The 20603-nt window shown below is 66.2% G+C and carries 17 protein-coding genes; 5 read left to right on the top strand and 12 right to left on the bottom strand.

What is annotated here, in order from left to right; translation table 11 throughout:
• The 4 genes from ACOQPP_RS00260 to ACOQPP_RS00245 all read right to left on the bottom strand — a co-directional run bounded on the left by ACOQPP_RS00260 (position 1) and on the right by ACOQPP_RS00245 (position 2798).
• Positions 1–624, bottom strand: coding sequence for a hypothetical protein (locus ACOQPP_RS00260; RefSeq protein ID WP_419167067.1), 624 nt, complete (start codon positions 622–624; stop codon positions 1–3).
• Positions 621–845, bottom strand: a complete 225-nt coding sequence (locus ACOQPP_RS00255; RefSeq protein WP_420635584.1) for a hypothetical protein — start codon at positions 843–845, stop codon at positions 621–623. Before ACOQPP_RS00255 ends, ACOQPP_RS00260 begins: the two co-directional genes overlap by 4 nt.
• 136 nt (positions 846–981) lie before the next feature.
• Positions 982–1623, bottom strand: coding sequence for a DsbA family protein (locus ACOQPP_RS00250; RefSeq protein ID WP_419167065.1), 642 nt, complete (start codon positions 1621–1623; stop codon positions 982–984).
• Positions 1620–2798, bottom strand: coding sequence for a hypothetical protein (locus ACOQPP_RS00245; protein WP_419167064.1), 1179 nt, complete (start codon positions 2796–2798; stop codon positions 1620–1622). The genes ACOQPP_RS00250 and ACOQPP_RS00245 overlap by 4 nt, the downstream gene beginning before the upstream one ends.
• Positions 2799–3539: 741 nt before the next feature.
• Here ACOQPP_RS00245 and ACOQPP_RS00240 point away from each other — a divergent pair.
• From ACOQPP_RS00240 to ACOQPP_RS00230, 3 genes are all read left to right on the top strand, one after another.
• Positions 3540–4760, top strand: a complete 1221-nt coding sequence (locus tag ACOQPP_RS00240; RefSeq protein ID WP_420635583.1) for an ISL3 family transposase — start codon at positions 3540–3542, stop codon at positions 4758–4760.
• 109 nt (positions 4761–4869) lie between these two features.
• Complete coding sequence (locus ACOQPP_RS00235; protein ID WP_420635582.1) at positions 4870–6810, top strand: M15 family metallopeptidase; 1941 nt, start codon at positions 4870–4872, stop codon at positions 6808–6810.
• A gap of 726 nt (positions 6811–7536) precedes the next feature.
• Positions 7537–8112 (top strand): NfeD family protein, encoded by a 576-nt coding sequence (locus ACOQPP_RS00230; protein WP_420635581.1) that lies wholly within the window; start codon positions 7537–7539, stop codon positions 8110–8112.
• Positions 8113–8146: 34 nt separating this feature from the next.
• On the opposite strand, the gene ACOQPP_RS00225 is transcribed toward ACOQPP_RS00230, so the two are convergent.
• On the bottom strand, positions 8147–9298 hold the full coding sequence (locus ACOQPP_RS00225; RefSeq protein ID WP_420635580.1) for a hypothetical protein: 1152 nt from the start codon (positions 9296–9298) through the stop codon (positions 8147–8149).
• A 298-nt stretch (positions 9299–9596) separates the two neighbouring features.
• On the opposite strand from ACOQPP_RS00225, the gene ACOQPP_RS00220 reads away from it, so the two are divergent.
• Entirely contained in the window at positions 9597–9764 is a 168-nt protein-coding gene (locus ACOQPP_RS00220) for a hypothetical protein (RefSeq protein WP_419167059.1), read from the top strand.
• A gap of 1 nt (position 9765) precedes the next feature.
• Positions 9766–11088 carry a flotillin family protein gene (locus ACOQPP_RS00215; RefSeq protein ID WP_420635579.1) on the top strand — a complete coding sequence of 441 codons (1323 nt, stop codon included), beginning with the start codon at positions 9766–9768 and terminating at the stop codon, positions 11086–11088.
• A 743-nt stretch (positions 11089–11831) separates the two neighbouring features.
• Here the strand turns inward: ACOQPP_RS00215 and ACOQPP_RS00210 are convergent.
• The 7 genes from ACOQPP_RS00210 to ACOQPP_RS00180 form a co-directional block, all read right to left on the bottom strand.
• On the bottom strand, positions 11832–12716 hold the full coding sequence (locus ACOQPP_RS00210; RefSeq protein WP_420635578.1) for a 6-bladed beta-propeller: 885 nt from the start codon (positions 12714–12716) through the stop codon (positions 11832–11834).
• A 382-nt stretch (positions 12717–13098) separates the two neighbouring features.
• Complete coding sequence (locus ACOQPP_RS00205) at positions 13099–14364, bottom strand: carboxypeptidase-like regulatory domain-containing protein (RefSeq protein WP_420635962.1); 1266 nt, start codon at positions 14362–14364, stop codon at positions 13099–13101.
• 321 nt (positions 14365–14685) lie between these two features.
• Positions 14686–15549, bottom strand: coding sequence for an IS3 family transposase (locus ACOQPP_RS00200; protein ID WP_420635577.1), 864 nt, complete (start codon positions 15547–15549; stop codon positions 14686–14688).
• Between the two features lie 2 nt (positions 15550–15551).
• Positions 15552–15830 carry a transposase gene (locus tag ACOQPP_RS00195; protein WP_420635576.1) on the bottom strand — a complete coding sequence of 93 codons (279 nt, stop codon included), beginning with the start codon at positions 15828–15830 and terminating at the stop codon, positions 15552–15554.
• A gap of 93 nt (positions 15831–15923) precedes the next feature.
• Complete coding sequence (locus ACOQPP_RS00190) at positions 15924–16796, bottom strand: hypothetical protein (RefSeq protein ID WP_420635575.1); 873 nt, start codon at positions 16794–16796, stop codon at positions 15924–15926.
• A 629-nt stretch (positions 16797–17425) separates the two neighbouring features.
• On the bottom strand, positions 17426–17749 hold the full coding sequence (locus ACOQPP_RS00185) for a hypothetical protein (RefSeq protein WP_419167055.1): 324 nt from the start codon (positions 17747–17749) through the stop codon (positions 17426–17428).
• A 1183-nt stretch (positions 17750–18932) separates the two neighbouring features.
• Entirely contained in the window at positions 18933–20600 is a 1668-nt protein-coding gene (locus tag ACOQPP_RS00180) for a DUF6850 family outer membrane beta-barrel protein (protein ID WP_419167054.1), read from the bottom strand.
• Positions 20601–20603: the final 3 nt, after the last annotated feature.

The following is a 20603-nucleotide window of genomic DNA, read 5'->3' as shown; positions in this document are numbered from 1 at the left end:
TCACTCGCCGGGACAAGGCCTCCAGCGGGGCAGTTGATTCCCCCCTTCGGGCGGGTCCGCGGCATCGGCGAGCGGGGTCGCGTATTCGGGGAGCCACATCCGCGTGGTCAGCTCCGCGGTAGCGGATCCCGGCGCGTCCGCCATGACGCGCATTTCGACGGCGGCGGCGAGCGGTGAGTCCAGGGGCCGCAGCGTCGCGCGTCGCCAGGTGAGGCGTCCGTTTTCCATCGTCGTGCAGCGGGGCTCCACGCCAAGATCAGCCGACAGGTCGGCGACCCTTGAGGGCCACCAGCTTTCGGCCCGCTCCCGGGTCAGGTCGGTCTGAACGAGGTCGACATAGACCAGCCTCGACCGCGGGACCGGACCGTTCGCGCCCCACGAAGTGAAGCCGTAGTGCAGCCAATTGCCGTAGTAGGCATCCTCGATGGAACCTTCGTCCGGATCGATCACGATGTCGGGACGCGCGATGCGCAGATCGGCAAACGTCATGCCGAGCTGAATCTCCTCGGTGGGAAACGGACTCGACTCCGGCCACTCGACCGGCGGCTCGCCGCAGCCCGCGAGAGAGCCGAGGAGCGCGGCCGCCGACACGACGGCCACGCCCCTCGCCGCGTGGCCCCTCACCCGATATCGATGTCCGGCTTGCACTTCGTCTTCTTCATGCACTTGTTGTATTTCCGGTGGCAGTTCTCGCCCCGGCTGTCGAAGCACTCATCCCACACGTCCAGGCATGCGCATGTGCATGCGTTGTAGTCGCATGTGGACGCAGCCCGGCCGGGCTGCACAAGGATGACGGTGGCCAGCAGGAGATTGAAACCCAGGAGTGCCCAGCGTCGCTTCATCATCGTCCTCCCCCTCTTCGATTCGGGCGGCGGCGCACGGTCCCTCCGTCCCTTGCCCCCCGAGGTCCGCGCCATAGTCGCCCCGCGCGTCAACGCAGTCTCAACCGCCTCACCAGGCTCAACAGGGTAGGCGGCGGGGCTACCGGCCGAGCAGCTCCTCGAGGTCGGCCTCCGACGCCTGTCCGACGATCCGGGCGTGCTCCGACACGAAGGTCGGGGTGCCGGTGACGAGCCAGCGGACGGCGAGCGCGGAGTCGCGGGCCAGTCGCGCCGCCGTCGCCGACGACTCCAGGCAGCGGGCGAAACGCGTTCCCGCGGGAACGCCGGCCGCCTCGGCGGCAGCCTCCCAGTCCACCACCGCCGCTTTCCATTCCTCATTCGTCATCAGGTAGTCGTGCATGCGCCCGAAGGCGTCTCCTTCCTCCGCGCAGATGGCCGCCCGGGCCGCCTCCCTCGAGCGGTCCGAGAGCGGGACGTGCACCAACACGACCCCCGCCCGGCCAGCGGTGGCCCACCTGGTCACGGTCTGGTGCGAAGCCCGGCAGAAGGGACACTGGTAGTCGCTGAACTCGAAGATCACGGGCGCACCGCCGCTCCCGAGCGTACTTCTCCTGCCGGAAGCGGCCTCCTCCCACTCCGCGCGATAGAGCGCCAGCGCCTGCCGCTCGACCTTCCACGCCCGGAGCCGGCTGCCCAGTACCCCCGAAGGCCGGAACGCGATCACGGCCAGGAGGAGGAAGCACACCCCGAGTCCGATGTCCTGGATCGCGGGCCGCTTCATGGCTCTCGCCTACCCCGAGCCGCCGCCGGGAGCGGCACGATCAGGACCTGCTCCACGTCGACCTCGTCTCGCACGATACCGACCGCCTCCAGTTCATCGGCCCACAGCAGGTCGAACCCCGGGGGGAACTCGATGTCCCGGCCCCGGCTGCCCGGTCCCGCGTACACGCTCCACACGGATGGTTCATCCCGAACACGCGCGGAGTCCGTTTCCGGCGGCCGATAGCCCCTCACCCAGACGCGTCCGTCCTCCCCGGCATCCACCTCGCCCAGGACCGGGAAGGAGTCGGGAAAGGGCAGGATGTCGAGGACCGCCGTCTGACCTTCCAGCAGCGAGGGCGGCAGGGGACGGCTGTTCAGCACTCGGCGACGCCCCGCGATCTCCCACGCCCGGTGGCCGCCGGTCACCGGGTCGGGAGGGAGCGAGACCACGATCGGGTCCATAGGGGTCCCCGCATCGGACACGCGCTCCACCCGAGCCCGCTCCGTCGACCCGAACAGGATGACCGAGTCCCGGGGGAGCACGAACGCCTCCGGCGAGAACGGTGCCCTCCCCTGTTGGTAAATGGAGGCTGCGTAACTGAAGTACCGTCTGCCCAGGGTCTCGGCGATCGGCTCGAACCCCCCTCCCCCCGGTGACGTGAGGAAGATGAGCATCGTATCCGGATGCGAGTCGCCGACCTCGTCCGGCTGGCGGTACGGTTTCTCCGCCGTCCACACGAGTCGGCCGTCCGCCAGGGTGCCGTTCAACTTCGGGTACCGCAGACTGTCCCCGGCAAGACTCGGAACCGCAATCCGACGCACGTCCCCATCGGAGTACGGCCACACCGACGCCTCATCCCTTCGCTCATCGAAGGCGAGGAGGGAATCGCCGCGGTATGCGAAGAGCGCCGTCAGGTCCCGGAACTCCTGCGGCCCGCCTCCGGTCCCGCCGCGCGTACGGCGCCACTCTCCATCAAGACCAAAGGTGCGAATCGTCGCGTCGCCGCCGTTCGCCACGACCAGAATGCCAGCCCGCCGGTCGAGGATGACGCCCACGACGCCGTAGAAGTCCGTGTGCCCGTCTCCGGTCCAGCTTCCCAGACTCAGCCGCGGCAACCCCGCGCGCAGGGGCGCGGGGTCCGGTTCGGGCGTGGCTGAACCGTTGCGGTCGAGATCCCCATCCAGACACGCCACCAGTAACACCGGTGCGGCGAGGAGGACCCAGGGATGGCGTACACGGCGTCGCAGTTCTCGCCTCCGTTCTCGTCGCACGCCCGCGACGGCGTGCGCGTCTAGACGGGGATACACTTCTTGCTGATGCACCGAGAGAACCGGATGTTACAGTTCCAGCCACCGTTCACGACGCATTCGCCCCATTCCTGCGCACATTCGCACAGGCAGTCGCCTTGTTGGCACGCCGCCGCCGACGCCGACGCCGCCTGACCGGGTTGGGCCAGGATGGCGGTGCCGAGCAGAAGGTTGACGCCCAGCAACACCCATCGTCGCTTTCTCACGATCTTCCCTTTCTTCCGACGGGGAAGGCCGGATCGCGGCCGCAGCCGAAGCCGGACGCGACCCTCCGGGACGGGCCCTCCGTCCTCCGCCTCCCAAGGTTCACAGGCCAGCTTGGTGCCACGTGTCAACGGAGCGTCATCAGGGCCCGAAAAGGACCGCAATGAACGTCCGGGCGGCGGTTTCCCGTGCTTCGGGCGGGCCGGTAGGTTCCCAGTTTCCGGGTTCCGAGCAAGAGAGAGTTGGGGATGATCACCACGTATTTTTTTGGCTCCTCGCTGCTGGGGGTGGATGAGGGGCGGTAGAGTGGCGGGGCCGGCGGCGGTGGCCGCCGGTGCCCGAGCGGGTCCGTGACGTGCCCGGTGGTCTCCGGGGCCGGCCGGGGCGGTGGAGGGATGCGGAGCGGCCGGGCGGGACGGCGGCATGGCGGAGAGGGGACTGTTCGAGCGGGCGCTGGGGCTTCAGTGGCCGTGGCGGGTGGAGCGGACGGAGTTCGACGCCGCGGAACGCCGCCTGGACCTGCATCTGGACTTCGAGCCGGGCGGAACGTTCGACTGCCCCTCGTGCGGACGGGGGGGCTGCAAGGCGCACGACGCGAGCGGGAAGCGCTGGCGGCACCTGGACTTCTTCCAGCACCGCGCCTACCTGCACGCCCGGGTGCCGAGGGTGAGGTGTCCGGCGTGCGGGGTGAGGCGGGCGAGGGTGCCGTGGGCGGAGCCGGGCTCGGGCTTCACGCTGTGGTTCGAGGCGCTGGCGGTGGCGCTGGCGCGGGAGATGCCGGTCAGGGCGGTGGCCCGCCTGGTGGGCGAGCACGACACGCGGCTGTGGCGGCTTCTGAAGCGCCGCGTGGGAGAGGCCCGGGCGGAGGCGGACTTCTCGTCGGTGCGCGCGGTGGCGGTGGACGAGACGGCGTGCCGGCGGGGCCACGACCACATCACGCTGTTCGCCGACCTGGACCGTTCGCGGCTTCTGTACGCGACGCCGGGGCGCGACGCCTTGGTCGTGAGCCTGTTCCGGGAGGATCTCGAGGCGCGCGGGGGCCGGGCCGGGAGCGTCCGGGACCTCTGCATGGACATGTCGGCGGCCTACATGAAGGGGGCGCGGGAGGCGTTCCCGGAGGCCGGCGTCACCTTCGACCGCTTCCACGTCCAGCGGCTCATGAACCGGGCGGTGGATGAGGTGAGGCGCGCCGAGCGCAAGGAGCGCCCCGAGCTGAACCGCACCCGCTATCTGTGGCTCAAGAGACGCGGCAAGCTCACCGCCTCCCAGCGGCGGTGGCTCGGCGAACTGCTCGATCCGTCGCGGCGGGGACTGAAGACGGCCCTCGCCTACCGGATCAAGCTCGCCTTCGAGGTGTTCCGGGATCTCCCGCCCCGGCTGGCGGCGACCTACCTCGAGAAGTGGTGTTCGTGGGCCGCCGAAAGCGGCCTCCAGCCCGTCATCGACGCGGCGAAGACGATCGGGAAGCACTGGGACGGCATCCTCCTCTGGTTCCGCTCGAGGATCGGCAACGGCATGATCGAGGGCATCAACTCTCTCGTCCAGGCCGCCAAGGCCAGGGCCCGCGGCTACCGGACCACCGAGAACTTCATCACCATCGCCTATCTCGTGTGCGGCAAACTCAACTTCAACCTACCCACTTGAAACAGCGAGGAACCATTTTTTTGGTCTTCTCATCGGCCGCGAGCCGCCGGTCCGGTCAGCGTTCGGCGCATCGTCGAGGGACGGCGCCCGCCTGCACCGAGGCCTCCTCGTGGCCCTGTCCGCAGCCCTGCTCACCGCTGCCGCCGCGTGCGCACCCGATGCCGGGACACCCGGCACCGCGGACCCCGGCGCCGGCGTCGCACCGCGGGCGGACTACGCCGAAGTCGCCGCGGCGCTCACCTCGATGATCGAGCGGGAGCGCGACCAGAAGGGGCTCGAGGCGTTCTCCATCGCGCTCGTGGACGAGGACGACATCGTGTGGGCGGCCGGCTTCGGGGCGCAGGATCCCGAGCGCGGCATTCCCGCCTCGGCGGAGACCGTGTACCGGGTGGGCTCCGTGTCCAAGCTCTTCACCGACATCGCGGTCATGCAGCTCGTCGAGCGGGGCGAACTCGATCTCGACGCGCCGGTACGGCAATACCTGCCGGGTTTCGCGCCGGAGAACGCGAGCGGCCGGATCCTCCAGCCCGAGACGCTCGAGTCCATGTGGGAGCCGCAGTTCGCGGCGGAGGGAGCGGCGAGCGGCTACGGCCTCGGGTTCGCGGTCGAGGAGCGCTTCGGGCAGCGCTGGCTCGGCCACGGCGGGGCGATCTACGGCTTCTCGACCCAACTCGCTTTCCTGCCGGAATCCGGGATCGGGGTCGTGGCGGTCTCGGCGGTCGACGGAACGAACACGGTGACGGGACGTGTGGCGGACGCCGCCCTGGAGTTGATGCTGGCCGCACGCGCGGGCGCGCCGCTCCCCGAGGCACCGCTCCTCGGCACCGATCCGATCGATCCGGCGCTCGCCCTCGTGCTGGAAGGCGTGTACGGGACGGGCGAGGAAGCCGTGGAACTCGACGCGCGCGGCAGCCGGCTCGCGCTCACCCCGCTCCGGGGCGGCGCGACTCTCAATGTCCGCACCCGGGGCGACACCCTCATCGTCGACGATCGCCTCGCCTTCGGCGCGCGCTACCTGCGGGAGGGCGACGACCTGCTCGCCCTGGGGGATGCGCCGGCAAACGCGCCGGAAGCCGAGCCACGGCGGCTCGCGCGGCGGCCCGAGGCCGGCCCTCCTCCCCAGATCCCGGCGCGCTGGGCCGGACTCATCGGGGAGTACGGGTGGGACCACAACGTGCTCTACATCCTCGAGCGCGAGGGTCGCCTCCACGCGCTCATCGAGTGGTTCTTCCTCTATCCGCTCGAAGAGGTGTCGAGAGACGCGTTCGCCTTCCCCGACCGGGGCCTGTACCACGGGGAACGACTCGTCTTCACGCGGGGCGCCGAGGGCCGGGCCACCGCAGTCGAGGCCGCCTCCGTCCGGTTCGGCCGCCGGGAGGTGGGGACCGAGGCGGGGGGCACCTTCCGGATCGATCCCGTGCGTCCCGTCGAGGATCTGCGGGCCGAAGCGCCGGCCGCTTCACCGCCCACCGAAACCGGCTCGTTCCGGGAATCGGAACTCGTCGAGGTCACGTCGATCGAACCGGGGATCCGTCTGGATGTCCGCTACGCGACGACGAACAACTTCATGTCGTCCGTGTTCTACGACGAACCGCGCGTCTTCCTGCAGCGCCCCGCCGCCGAGGCCGTCGCCCGGGCGCACCGCGCGCTCGCCGCGCACGGGTACGGACTCCTCCTCCACGACGGGTACCGGCCCTGGTACGTGACGAAGATGTTCTGGGACGCGACGCCCGAGTCCGACAAGATCTTCGTGGCGGACCCCGCCAGCGGTTCACGGCACAACCGCGGCTCGGCGATCGACCTCAACCTGTTCGACCTCGCGACCGGCGAGCCCGTCGACATGGTGGGTACGTACGACGAGTTCTCCCCGCGCTCGTTCCCCGACTATCCGGGCGGGACCTCCCGGCAGCGCTGGCTTCGGGAACTGCTGCGGCGGGCGATGGAGGCCGAGGGGTTTACGGTCTACGAGGCCGAGTGGTGGCACTTCGACCACGAGGACTGGCGCTCCTACGCGATCCAGAACGCGACCTTCGATGAACTGCGGCGCTGACGGCGGCTCGCGGCGAGAGCGCGCTAGGGTTTGAATTGAACCGCTGCAGCAGGTTGTACGCGATCTCCTGGAAGTGCCTGAGCGTTCCCTCCTCGACGCCGCAGCGCTCACTGCCGATCGCGATCATCCTCTGGTTCAGGTCCACCTTGATGTCCGTGAATCGCTCGCGTCGCACATGTGCATCCAGTGCCACGAGGAAATCATCTTTGTCGTGTACCCCCAGCGCGAACTCCATGGTCAGGTACGGTCCCTGCATGACGGGATTTCTCAGTTCCAGTCGCACGTCCTTGAGATGAAGATCGTCGAGTGCGAGGTCCGTCACCGTGATCTCACTCATGTTGGGCTCCCCTCAGTTGCCGGGCAGGACTGCGCCGCGGCCGGATCGCGAACTGCCTTTCAGTTAGATGTCTCGAATCGGCGAGACATTACGTGAGGCGATCCCCAGGCCTCGCGCTCCTCGTCGGAGGCCTTCGTGCCTGTCGGCAGCAATGTGCACTACCGTAAGGGGTTACGAACTTCGGAGAGTCGGGTCCGGCAGGCGTCCCGGGGCGCTTGATTCCAGGCGATTTCGGTGACAGGCGCGCAGGGCCTCTTCGGCTGCCGCGATTCCGGAGGCATGAAGCGGCCGGGCCGCGGGTAGCGGAGGGGCGGAGGGCGTCGGTTTGCCGGCTTCCCGCGGGCCGGTAGGTTTCGACTCACCGGATCCTGCTGAACGGAGATCGGCTCATGCTCACGGCATACCTCTTCTGTCTTCTGGTGGGCGGCGGCTTCCTCGCGCTGTCCGTGTTCGGTGACTTCCTGGACGGCATGAACATCGACGTGGATGTCGATGTCGACGGGGAGATCGACGCGGGGGGCGGGGCCGACGTGGCGAGGCTCCTCTCCCTCCGCACGATCGTGTACGCGATGTTCGGCTTCGGGGCGACGGGCGCTCTCCTGCACGCCATCTGGGGGGGCGCGAGTGCCGGGCTGACGGCCGTCCTGGCCGGCGTCACGGGCCTCGCCTCCGGGGCCCTCATCAGCACCGTGTTCCGCTATCTCAAGCGCTCGGGAGCGGGCACCCCGCTCGGCGAGCGGTCGCTCGTCGGGCTGACGGGCGAGGTGTCGATGGAAATAGCGCCGGACAGCGCGGGTACGGTGAACGTGTTGCGGGGCGACCGCCGGTACAGCGTCCGGGCCCGCCTGGATTCCGCGGGTCCGGACGACGGGCCGCTGGGCCCCGGCCAGTCGGTCGTCGTGGTCGGCATGGCGGACGGCATCGCCACCGTCGTGCCCGTGGACCTGAAGCTGCTCGAGGAATGACCCTCCAGCGCCGTCCCCCCACAGCTCGAAGGCATCACCGCCCGTTCCCGCAGGATACCAGCCGGTAGATACCGTAGTCGTCACGATTCACCGCATAGACCGTCGGCCAGCCGGTAGCGAGCCGTCCCTGCGCGGGATTCGTAAACATAATCGTTTCGACCTCGAATGTTTCCAGATCGACCAGCCAATACTGGTAGCCCGTGCGGCTGTAGATCGGCCTTGCGGGGTTCACCGAGAACGCCACTCGACCATCCGCCAGCGCATGGACATTGGTAAGATATCGTTTGAATGCAACTACCACCACTCGGGCTGAACTGCGTTCACGGGCGGCGTCCTGTGCTGCCCTCATGTAAGGCTCATCCATCAGTACCCACTGGCCGAGTTGCGGGATCCGTTCCTGCAGATCGATCAACTCCGCTCCGCCAACGCCGTCCAGTATCGAGGCCATGTTGTCTTCCTCGTTGTGGATGTAGACAACTCCCCCTGCTTCCCGCACCTTACAGCCCATGCATAGACGTCTATCGCGAACACAGCCATCCGTGGATTGACAGCGGACGGGTAGGTCCTCGGTCCTGCCGATGCCGCCCACACGTTCACCCGCAAACGTATATAGATCCACGGCAGAGGAGTCCGCGCCCGGTGCCAACAGGATGATCCCGTCTTCCCTGAGAGCGATACTTCGATACACACTCGACAGTGGGAACACGTCCAGCATGGGCTTTCGTCTTGGATACACCATCACTTTCCGGTTAGGACGATCCAGCAGCAGGACCCACTCGGATGAAAAGGCGAAATCAACAAGCTCGCCGATTTCCGCCGGGCCTCGACCCTTCGTGCCGCCATACATGCTGAGGAGTGAGCCCAAAGTATCTATTTCTACCAGAGAAGCGTTGAACATATCCATCAAGAACAGCACATCGAGATCGACATCATATCTCATGTCGGTGGTAACGCTTAGCCAATCGCTGTCGGCCGTTGTATCCGGCGCGGCAAGCAGGGCTTCCGTCCGTAGTGAATGGTCACCCCTAGCAACGGCAACGCCGGCGACATTGGCTTGCGGCAGTGGCTCCGGTTCCTGTCGATCTTCTTGTTGGCATCCACTCGCACCGAACACACTCGCCGCGACCGCGACCGGAAATACCACAGGGAATTGCATCGACTTACGAGCAGGTGTGCGGTAAATCATGAGTGAAGTAGCCTCCTGGCAGGAGAGCAAACGGACGTGGAAACATCACACATGAAAGGTAGAGTTCCCCTCCCCACCTGCCAACTGGCGTCGTGGACGCCCGTTGGCGAAAAAGTGCGTCGGGCGGAGAGGCGGCGATCCCTGAAGGAGTTATTGCCGATGGAGCACCGTCGGACACCACGGTTTGGTGGGCTTCGGGCGGGCGGAGTAGGTTGCTCGGCGTGGAGCGGAGGCGCGCGCGCCTTGCGGCAATCTTCTGACAACCGGAAATACCACGCGGACAGCGCGGGTAAGGTGAATGTGTTGCGGGGCGAGCGCCGGTACAGCGTCCGGGCCCGCCTCGACGCGACTCGCCCGGACGGACCAGCCGCTGCACGCTGGCCAGTCGGTCGTCGTGGTCGGCATGGCGGACGGCATCGCGACCGTCGTGCCCGTGGACATGAAGCTGCTCGAGAAAAGAGGTTGAGATGGGTGAGTTCCTGAGTTCCCTGGCCGCCCCCGTCACGATGGCGGCCGTCTTCATCGTCGTCGTGCTCGTGGCGATCATCACCATCAAGAACCTGATGGTGATCGTCCCCCCCAACCGCGCCGCCGTGATCACGGGCCGGAACCGCATGCTGACCGACGGCCAGGCCGTCGGCTACCGCTCGATGTCGGGCGGGCGCACCCTCCGGATCCCCATCATCGAAACCGTCCAGCACATGAACCTCGAGACCATCCCCATCGAGGTCGCCGTCACCAACGCCTTCTCGAAGGGGAACATCCCGCTCAACGTCGAGGCGATCGCGAACGTGAAGATCGCCTCGGAGCCCGAGTGGGTGTTCAACAACGCGGTGGAGCGCCTGCTGGGGAAGACGGAGACGGAAGTCCGTGAACTGGCCCAGGACACCCTCACCGGCAACCTGCGCGGCGTCCTCGCCACGCTCACGCCGGAAGCCGTGAACGAGGACCGGCTCGGGTTCGCCAAGGCGCTGGCGGACGACGCGGGAGAGGACCTGGCGTCGCTCGGCTTCCACCTCGACGTGCTCAAGATCCAGAACGTGAGCGACGAGCGCGGCTACCTCGAGGCGATCGGGCGCGAGAAGTCGGCCGAGGCGATCCGGGCCGCCGAGATCGCGGAGGCCCAGGCGGAGGCGGACACGCGCGAGGCCCAGGCCGAGGCGAGACGGCGCGCGGAGGTGCGGGAGGCCGGGGCCTCGATCAAGGTCGCCGAAGCCCAGAACGAACTGCGGGTGCGCAGGGCCGAGCTGGGCCGAGAGGGTGAGACGGCCGAGAAGATCGCACGCGTGAGGGCGCAGGAGGCCGAGGTCGAGGCCGAGAAGATCCTCGAGATGAAGCGCGTCGAGCGCGAGGAGCAGCGCCTGCGCGCCGACGTGATCGAGCCCGCCAAGGCGGAGAAGCTGGCGGCGTTCGCCCGCGCCGAGGCCGAGGCGGCGCCGATCCTGGAGCGCGGAAAGGCCCAGGTCGAGGTGCTGAGGCGGCTCTACGCGGAGGTCCAGACGGGCGGAGACGCGGCGTTCGCCGTGTTCATGGCCGAGAAGCTCCCGGAACTGCTCGAGATCGCCGTCGGCGCGGTGGAGGGCGTGGACATCGACCGCGTGGTCGTGATGGACGGAGGCCAGGGCGAGGGCGTGTCCAACGCGCTCAACCAGCGCGTGCGGGGCGCCTACGGGACGATGGAGGGGCTGGCGTCGGTGCTGGGCCTCGACATCCAGGAGGTCCTGCGGCGCGCCGTGGGGTCGGGCGACGAGGACGGGGGGCAGGGTGCGGCGAAACTTCCCCCCGCGTAGTCACTTGGGGTAACGTCCCGCCTCACTCTGGCTGGCCGGGAGCGAGGTTAGCCACGGGCGTTTCCAAGAGAACTTCCTGCGGTGGAGCGGCTGAGCGTGGAACGAAAGTGTGGCGCTCAGAGCTCCACCGCACCAGCGGCGGGCACTCGTCTGATCGCAACACGGTGCTGCCGGTTCTTCGCCAAGTGCCCGGAGAGGAGCATGGCGACTAACCGGGTGTTTCCAGAACGGCAATCACCTGATAGCTGCCCTCAAAGGAAGGGGGACGGAGGGCACATTATTCCCGGGCGTTGGTTGTGAGCCAAGGGCGAGCGGACTGACCCCAACCACATCTCTCAAAGCAACAGCGTGGTGCTACCGTTCCGAAATTACCGCGTACTCCTCATCCGTCGGCCCGTCAGCAACGTGCTCCGCAGTCTCGTCAAGAAACTCACGCCACCTGCACAGCGGTGCCACAACCAACACCGCACCATCATCGCTTACGATGCTACCAAGGCCACAAGCGTCTAGACTAGAGAACACGTCTCTGTTGTCGCTTCGCAATTGTCCAGGTATCCCCCGTCGTTGGTGCAACCGAAACCCTTGAATTTGCCGTCTTCATCCACGTTCTCGACACACAACTCGCTACACAACTGAGCCTCTGCACCGGTCGGCGCAGCGAGCCAGATCAATCCCAAAACCACAGAGGGAACCATTCGCTTGAGTGTCATGTGCTAATTCCTCCGTTTCACGGTGAAGGAGCCCTATCGACCCCTCAGTTCGACTTCGAGCCGTCGAAGAACCGGCTCCAGTTTTTGCTCGCCCCTGGCCCACAGAACACGCCGCTCTGAATCGTAACCGATCAGCACACCCCAATCACTTGGGATGGACGTACTGCCCAGATAGCGCCCGGTAGTTGTGAAGAAATCCCAGTGCCGAGACTCCCCTTGACGTCGCGGCACCAGAAAGGTTGAGTCCGTCAGGGCTACAGCCGCGCTGAAAAACGGAAACTCGGTCTGGGGGCGACTGATTTCAATGCGACCCGCCCGCTCCTCGATCGTAACGACGTCATCCGCTGTAAAATCGTACTCGAAGGGCGCCTCGATCACGCCGTTCAAACGTGCCCCGGCGAGTGAGTAGTGGTAGACTTCGTACGGTATCCGACGGACGAATAGTACGTCGCCGGCGGGAGTCAGAGCTACGGTGCCGGCACCGGAGTAAGTGAGTGCAAGACTGTTTTCTGCAGTTGGTGCCGGTGCAAAGGAACGCACGTACGCTAACTCACTGTCGAAGACATGCACGGCGGAGTCAGTCGGGAATCCATAGCTCGTGATCCCGGAAACCGCGACCCTCCCATCTGCGGTAGCGACCAAGTCGTTCATCGCTGGAAACGCGAACTCGAGTCTTCGCCGGTCAACGAAAGACCCGTCGGATGTGAGGCGTGAGATGGAACTCGTGGCTCGATCAAACGCGTGAATCGTACCATCGGCACCTACGGTGATGCGGTAGAGGCCGCGAAACTCACCGGGCCCTTCCCCCTGCCGACCTGACTTCCAAGCAACATCGCCATTTGGATCGAAGGCGATGATTTGCATACTGGACACATCGGCAACATAAACGAAGCCGTCGGGGCCCAACGCGGAATCCATGAGAACACCGAGGTCTTCCTCGGCCCCCCGTATCGAAACGTCCTCCAGGACCAGCGGGAATCCGAGGTCGAATTGGAACTGTTGCGCTATGAGTTGGGAAGAAGACAGAGAGCACCCAATACAGAAACCAAAGAACAGGGCCAGGGGCGCACCTACGGTTGTGCGAGGCTTGCGGCGGAGTTGAGACACGGACTATGCCACCTTTCCAGAAAATGAGTTAGGTGTCCGCAACAGAGGCCTCAGTTGCGACACCCTGGACGCGGACCTCCTGTCCCTCGCTAGCGTGTACTTGTACGGTTGCCGAACTAAAGCCGGCTTATCAGCTCGGCTAGCACCCGGCCAGCTGCGGGGAAGCAATCGAATAACTGCAGTCACATGGACCTCAGTTGCGGCATCTATAGCGATCCCCGCCCAGAGGCTTCAGAACCAACTGCACGCGGGCCTCTTGTCCCTCTTCCACCTGCACCTGTGCCGTTGCCAAGCTGAAGCCGCCGCACAGGGTTTGGATCGTGTACGAGCCTGGTGGGAGAGGCCCGACCGAGAAGACACCGGACCTGCCCGAGGTGGCAGTGTGATCCGTGCCAGCAACCATGATGCGTACGGACCTCAACCCCTGCCCAGTGCTCGCGTGAATCACGTCGCCGACGATCATGCCCGGGGCGGTGACTTGTATCTTGAGCCCCGCATCGGCCTCGGGTCGTGCATCAACCACGGTCGGGACCCCTGTGATGCGGTTGTACGAAGCTACTAACGAGACCTCCGCCTCCCGCGGTATGTCGCAAAGCCGGTAGCGCCCCAGCGAATCTGTCCGCACGTCGATCTGTCGTTGCGCCCCTTCACCGATGGTGTACGAACCCCGCACACGCGCGGCCGGCAGCCTTACGCCCGTGACCTGATCCGCCACGATTCCCTCAAGCGTGACGTTCCCCGGACCTCCGACAGGTTCGCAGAGTTGGACGGTGATTTGCGGCATCGGGTTACCCGCTCCTACGGTGGTCACGGTTGACCAGAGCAGCGTCGCACCGCACCTAAGGGTTAACGGCGTCATGGCGAAGACGGGTAACCCCGCCCCATCCGCGTACACCTCCGCCGCCCCAAGCTCCCAAGCGGACATCTCGCGTGCAAATTCAGGATCCAGGGGACGGCCATCGAGGAACACCGTGTTTCTCCGGCCGCAGATAGCAGCCTTGATGGGGGCACGGTCCTGAAGGATCTGGACAAGCTGAGGCAACCTGATAGACCCCTTCCTTAGCACAGTCATGGAAGCCGGGTCGGTAAACGTCCCCCAACCCCGCGCCATCCGATCGTAGTACCCCGCTTCCGCCAACCGGGCGGGACGGCCCCGGATGCCAACTTCCAGGGGCGCCACACGGATTGCGGCTGGCGTCAGCCGCACCGACAACTCTACTGCCTGCTCCTCCTCTACGGTCAGCGGAATGCTCAGTTCCGCATACCCCAAACGACGAACGAGAAGCACATACTCCCCGGGAACGATCGCCTCAAAGGAGAACACCCCGTCGGGATCCGTGAGAGCCTCGGCGGTCAAACCGGAAGAGCTCGTTAGCCGAACCGTTGCCGCCTCGACCGGACGGCCTCCGCCCACCTCCTGAACTGTGCCCGTCAGCCGGGTCGGTTGCTGTGCGTGCATTGCCGGCGGGGACAGCGCCGGTGTGATCGTGCCGGCCCACAGCAGCAGCGGGACGAGAGGCCGTCCTGACCTCAACGCTGGCTCACGTCCGAAGGCCAAGGGATCACACGCAGGGTGGGGAACGGAAGGCCACTTGAAAGCACGGCACCCGCTGCGTCGATATCGCGAATTCGGCGGATGTCGCGGCCAAGCAGCGCACCCTCACCCGTATCTGGAGCGAGCACATACGTGGAGATCTTGAAGTGACCCCCAAAAGTTGGACACCCGACCTCCGGGTTTATTGTGCTGCTCAGCCCTCGCGGTAGAAGTCCTCGATGATGGTCATGGGTGGCCGGTCTCCAAGGGAGGAGTGACGGCGCACCCGATGTAGTAGTTGATCCGATCCCGCACGACGGCCGCGAGCTCCTCGAGCGAGCCGGCGTCGAGGATCAGCGACCGGTTCTCCACCTTGAACCGTCCGAAGAAGCTCTCCATCTCCGGGTTGTCCCTCGGTCCGCGGAGTGCGTAGGAGAGCCGCGCACCCGCCGCCAGCAGCCGGCCGGTCCATGCGTAGCCGGTGAACACGGGGTCCCGGTCCTGGTGGACGATGATCCCGTCCAGCGAGTTCCGGAGGCGGGCCAGGGCCCGCTCCGCCGCCGTCCAGGCCGAGAGCGCCAGATCGGAGTTGGCCGACGCTCCAACGGCGAAGCCCGGCACGTACTTCGCCCGGTGATCGAGGATGGGGATCAGCCACGCCTTCCGGGTCCCGCCGGCGTAGAGGAGTTCGGTGAAGTCCGTGTAGAAGACCTCCAGCGCTCCGATCTCCGCCTTCGGCCGTCCCGACAACAGGTTGGCGCGCGGACCCGCCGCGTCGATGGCCCGCCGGACCGCGCTCGGCTTCGGCCGCGTGACCGTGCGCCTCAAGGACAGATCCCACAGCCGGTGCAGCCGCGCCACGACCTTCCGGTTCACCCGGTATCCGTATGTCTCCCGGAGTTCGGCGGTGGTCCGCCGGTACCCATACTCCGGGTGCGCCTCGGCGATCGCCTTGAGCGGCGCCTCCAGGTGCGCGTACTTCCGTGCGTAGGCGACCCTCGTCCGCGTGTGGTGGTACCACGTCGAGCGCGCCAACCCCACCGCCCGCAGCGATGGCGCCAGGCCGTACGCCTCGCGCGTGCCGGAGACGAGCGCCACCTTCTCAGCCACGCTCAGCCGCTCCGGCCCAAGAAATTTTTTAGCAGCGCGATCTCGACCTCCTTCTTGCCCAACAGCTGCTCCAGATCCCGGATCCGGCGCTCGTACTCCTTCACCGTCGTCTCCTCGGCGAAGACCTCCGGCGCCCGGTCCACGAACCGCCGCCTCCAGAGCTGTACCGAGTTCGGGTGCACCCCATACGCCTTGGCCACCTGCCCAGGCGTCTTCTCGCCCCCCAAGACCTCCAGCACCACCTGCGCCTTCAGCTTGGGCGTGTACCGCCGCCGTGCCATGACAACCTCCCTCCGGTCTGCCAGGTTCTACCCTGAGCAGCACCACGCCCGGAGGTCAATCGTCACAATGGTGGGGTGTCCAGGATCTGGGGGTCATATCCTCTCCTGATCGCTACCCCTTTCGCGGCGCTCGCGGGTGACAAGACCGACCTGAAGAATCGCTACTCCTCTGCCTACATCTCCCGTGACACCAATCGTTCCATGGTACCCGTCTTCGGGGGTCCCGACCCCCACCATGCCATCGACGGTCTCCGCCAAGTATACTGGCCTCAACCCGTCGAACTCCGTCCACCACAGGAGATTGCCGAGCGCGTCGTATTTTCTCGCCTCTGGAAGAAACAATGGCGCAACCAGAATCTCGTTCGAGCCTTCCAGGCATGTGACCAGGGACCGGTGAATCGTCTCGGAGACCCAAGGGTTGTCGGTGTCGTAGAACCTCCCGAATGACCGAACCCACTCACCCGACGTGGAGAACAGATGGACCGCGCCGGAGTGTTCCGAGTGCAGTCCGGTGGTTACCAGGTGGTCTCCGAGGACGCACCCGTCTTCGACATCCATTCTGAGCTGGAAGGTCGTCCGATGCTCTAGCGCCCCTTCCTCGTTCCACCCGAAAAGATGCACCCGGCCCGTCGACTCGAACACCCCCAAGAGCCCCGCGCGACCAACCGAAAGCGCCGTCGGCCGCTGGAATTCTCCGGGCCCGGTCCCAGCGCCACCAACGATCTGAACACCGGCGGCGATCGCTTCCGGGGGACCCGCCCCCAATGCAAACACCCGCAAGTCGGACGCCTGCCCGTCAAGCACCAAGAGAGTTCCGCCGGGACCGAACTCAGCACCTGCGACGGAACCAAATTGCAACGGAGACGGCTCGTCCAACACCCCAATGGATATAGTGTTGTCTCCTTCCCGCAGTTCAACGACGAAAGCTGCCGCTGGGGGCACGGCCCCGGCCGACGATTCGATCACGGCCGCCGGTGCACCTGGTCGGATCAACAGTTCGGGCAACGGATGGACCGTAAGCCGCTCACCGTCACAACCAGCCAGACCGAACAGATACAGTGATAACACCGCTCCAAACCGCCGATCCGGGCCAGCCCTCCTGCTCCGAGGCATCGCTGCTTCGAGCTTCGCTCAGATTCTAGTAGACAACATCACACCCCGCCCAGCAGATCTCGATACCCATCCGGCAGGTTCTCCCCGATTGCCATGTCGGCTCGCAAGTGTCGGCTGTGTCCTCCCCGCCGGGATGAACAACGCACTTGTGCTTTGCCAAGCAGTCCCCGGCCGACGCGGCCTTCGGCTGCCATAGTACGGCCACGGCGCCACCCAATAGCAAGCCACACAACAGCGTTACGAAACGTCTGCTCTGCTTTCGCATTCCTCTTCCTCCTGTGTTGGAGTTGCCTACTTGTACTTCAGAACGAAGATGGGTTCACGACGGTGCTTGATGGGGGTAGTATCCTGCTCGAAGAGGCCCATTCCATCAGCGCCGAGGCACCGCTCGCGCGCCCGAGGCGACGCACGACCGAACCCGCGAACTCGCCCGGTAAGGCACCCCGGTCAGCCCAAGTGATCTCTCGCTGCAAGACAAGAATCTACTGAGTCAGGGCATTCAAATGCCGAAGCCCTGCGCGGGAATTGGCGGTAGTGGCGACGCCGAGAGCAGCAAATCCCATGTCGTTCTCAAGTGCGTAATTCCGAAGACGCTGCTTGATGATATTCACCGCGTCCATCACATCGGGTCGAGTGGACCACGAACAATCCGGGCTGCCGACATATATCAGCGATAGGCGCGTCTCGCTCTTCGGGGGCGTCACTTCGTTGTTAACGCGGCTCGCATCCGACTGGTCCCCGTGAAACACTTGGATCAGCGACACCAGCGCGAGGCCGACCACAACCCCTATGAAACCCGTGCTCACACTCCTACGCGTCAACAGCATCGCCAGTCCTTGACCACAACTCGTACCTCCAGTTCGGGACCGTTCATGAGAAACGCCCTAGTTTTCAGCCCACCTGGCACACCCTGCAGCATCCGCCGGTCACGCCTCCGAGCGACGCGCACCCGGACGAACTGCCGCCCAGACCGAGCGCACAGGTGCACGCGATCAGGACGGCGAGGCGTACTCTCGTGATTCTCTGCACGGGGAGAATCGCTTTCTTGTTGTCGGTCTCTCGCTCCGGAGCTCGGGCACGGCCTCGCGGCCCGAAACGGCCACCCCCCCGCAACCCGTCGTCCCGGATTGGATCTTCGTCTCTACATCCTATATCCCGCCCGTGGGCAAGACTTGCTTCGGGTCCGTCGGGCCTTCATGGAAGGGGGCAGCTCTTGGCGAGAGTGCCCTACTCGGTAAGTGTAGTTTTGCCAATCCAGTAGGGGCGCGGGCGCTCCGGAGAATCCCATCCGTGAGACCACGGCACCCGCCGCCGACGGCTGGTTTCGCCACCCTGGTTCCCACCGACGCAGAGGGGCTGGACGATCGACCTCCGGGTCGACCGGACGCTACTCCGCTCGGGTCACGAACTCGAGTGAGTCACGGCGGAAAGGCTCAGGGCAGCAGCCCTCAACGAGATCCTGGCACGAGGCTACGTCCGGATGCGATGGGCGGCTCTCCGTTGCGACGCGCGGGGCCGACGCGGGGGCGTGAGGGCGTGGTCATCGGGCGACGGAAAGGTCTCGCCCGACCTTCCGCCGGAGTGGTCGGCCGCGAGGCAGCCAAAGGGGAAGTTGATGAATTCCCTGGCCGCCCCCGTCACGACGTGGCCATCATCACCATCAAGAACCTGATGGTGATCGCCCCCCCCCAACCGCGCCGCCGTGATCACGGGCCTGGAGCTATCCCGCTTTCGCGGACGATTGATGGCTATGTCGATCATTGTTCAAGGAATGGAGCGCACTGTGGGGTTCTGAGCTAGACGCAATACCGATGAATCTTGTTACGACATCGATTAGTCGAACCAAGTGTCGGGCAGCGGCTTAACCGGGGACACTCGTCGCCTTGCGGCGTTCGGTTTAGGCTGTCGGGCGAATCGATGCGAGAAACCAAGGCACGCTCCGCCGACGCATCGCGCGCCACCGTTCTCGAGACCCCGTCTTCCCGATAGTTACGGGTGCCGCGGGAGTACCACACCGATTGTAAGCTCGAACCGGTCTCTCGATCCGGTGGGCGTGTCCGACTGCAGTTCCGCGGGTGTCGCCGGTTGGCCACGCCCGTACTGGGCGCGGAGCCAGACCGTCCTGCTGTCGTTCGACCCGATGAGGAGCGTGGCCTGCGCCGCCCAGCCGGTGGCTCCCGTGGCCATGAGCCCGAGTTCCGGGGCGATCCACTTCTCCCACGCGGAACCGAATTGGCCGGGCGGGGGCGTAGTTGAGGATACGCCGTACGTCGACACCACACTCCCCAGCGACACCGCCACATGCCCGGACAGGCGCCGCGCAAGTTCGATCCCGAGCGCGGGGGACCATGACGAGAACTCCGAGCCCGTCCGGCTGAGGCGGTCCCAGCGGTCGCTCGTGTTCCTCGTCAGGATGAGACGGGCGCCCGCCTCCCATCCGCCCACGGGCTTCCACCTTCCATCGGCCTCGATCCGGAGCCTCCGATCCGTGGACTCGAAGTGTTCGAGATCGAGATCGCCCCGAAAGCCCCTGCCGACCAGCGTCGTGAACCGGGCATCGAGGGCGAGGTCGAGGGAGCCGGAGGAGAGCGAGCCCGCTCCACCGAGCGTCCAGCCGCGCGTATCCCAGTCGTCGGCGAGCTCCCGAAAAATAAACGTCGTGAAGCGGCTTTCGGTAAGCGCTTCGCGTCGGCCGTAGACGACCCACTTCACCGCTCCCGCGCGCCCGCTCGCCGAGACGGTGAGTCCCTTCGCGTCGCGCTCGAACCGGCGTCGAAGACCGGCCGCGAGGAGGTCGAACGCAACAAGCGGCCCATATCCCTCGGGCGTGTAGGCGCGGGATGCGGCAGCCCTTGAGTAGATGGTTGAGGTTTGGGCGGTCTCCTGCAGGCCGCCGAGAACACCGATGGTGAGGCCGCCGGAGGAAGACACCCATGCGAGACCCACGGTCGCGCCGGGAGTCGCGGTCCGGTTCAGGCGCGGCACTCTGGCATCATCGGTGAACGTCCGCTGGGACTCGTATCCGAGGGCGAGTCCCAGGGCGAGACGTCCGAATCGCCATCCGCTGGCTCCTTCAACGCGGACCAGCGTGCGGGTCTGAGCCTCGCCGGTCGTGTCGAACACGGCGAAGGGGCTCGTTGCGTAGGGCATGAGCTGGTCGGAGAAGGAGCCGTCGCCGAGGCCGGTCCGCTGAACGACCAGGCGCCCGATGACCGCCGCGCGCTCGGAGAGCGGCCGCCACCCCGAACCGGTGAGGGTGACGTTCGTGACCTCCGTGGGGTCGAGAGGACGCCGGTAGCGCCCGGACCGAGCCTCGCGCGAGATCGAGAAATCGGTGCGCCGGTCCTCCAGTTCGAACGGCAGGGCGGCCGGATTGCCGACCGTCCACAATGTGCCGACCCGGGGAGCCGGAAACGCCAGCAGGGCCGGGAACGGGCTCTCGGAGCCGGGCAACGTCCGGGGCAGGTCTCCGAGGACCTCCAACGGCCGCCACCGCGCGAGCCAGGGCTGTTCCGCGCGTGGGGTCGTGGCCGCTGCTTCGGTGGCCTGGCCCGCCACCGGCGCGGGCCCCGTCGCGGCCATGCCGAGCGTGGCGAGGACGCTCACGACAGCGATGTCGCCCCAACCGGACCGCGTAACGCCTCTGAACCGTATCACCGG

It is taken from the genome of Candidatus Palauibacter sp. (assembly GCF_965222475.1).
Lineage (GTDB): Bacteria > Gemmatimonadota > Gemmatimonadetes > Palauibacterales > Palauibacteraceae > Palauibacter.
Note: the sequence above shows the minus strand (reverse complement) of the source record. Positions and strands in the feature narration are given on the sequence as shown.

Coding starts and splice junctions, on each gene's coding strand:
- ACOQPP_RS00250 (WP_419167065.1), bottom strand. CDS start 1,623: ATGAAGCGGCCCGCGATCCAGGACATCGGACTCGGGGTGTGCTTCCTC.
- ACOQPP_RS00225 (WP_420635580.1), bottom strand. CDS start 9,298: ATGATTTACCGCACACCTGCTCGTAAGTCGATGCAATTCCCTGTGGTA.
- ACOQPP_RS00210 (WP_420635578.1), bottom strand. CDS start 12,716: ATGGATTCCGCGTTGGGCCCCGACGGCTTCGTTTATGTTGCCGATGTG.
- ACOQPP_RS00220 (WP_419167059.1), top strand. CDS start 9,597: ATGTGTTGCGGGGCGAGCGCCGGTACAGCGTCCGGGCCCGCCTCGACG.
- ACOQPP_RS00230 (WP_420635581.1), top strand. CDS start 7,537: ATGCTCACGGCATACCTCTTCTGTCTTCTGGTGGGCGGCGGCTTCCTC.
- ACOQPP_RS00195 (WP_420635576.1), bottom strand. CDS start 15,830: ATGGCACGGCGGCGGTACACGCCCAAGCTGAAGGCGCAGGTGGTGCTG.
- ACOQPP_RS00205 (WP_420635962.1), bottom strand. CDS start 14,364: ATGCACGCACAGCAACCGACCCGGCTGACGGGCACAGTTCAGGAGGTG.
- ACOQPP_RS00240 (WP_420635583.1), top strand. CDS start 3,540: ATGGCGGAGAGGGGACTGTTCGAGCGGGCGCTGGGGCTTCAGTGGCCG.
- ACOQPP_RS00255 (WP_420635584.1), bottom strand. CDS start 845: ATGATGAAGCGACGCTGGGCACTCCTGGGTTTCAATCTCCTGCTGGCC.
- ACOQPP_RS00215 (WP_420635579.1), top strand. CDS start 9,766: ATGGGTGAGTTCCTGAGTTCCCTGGCCGCCCCCGTCACGATGGCGGCC.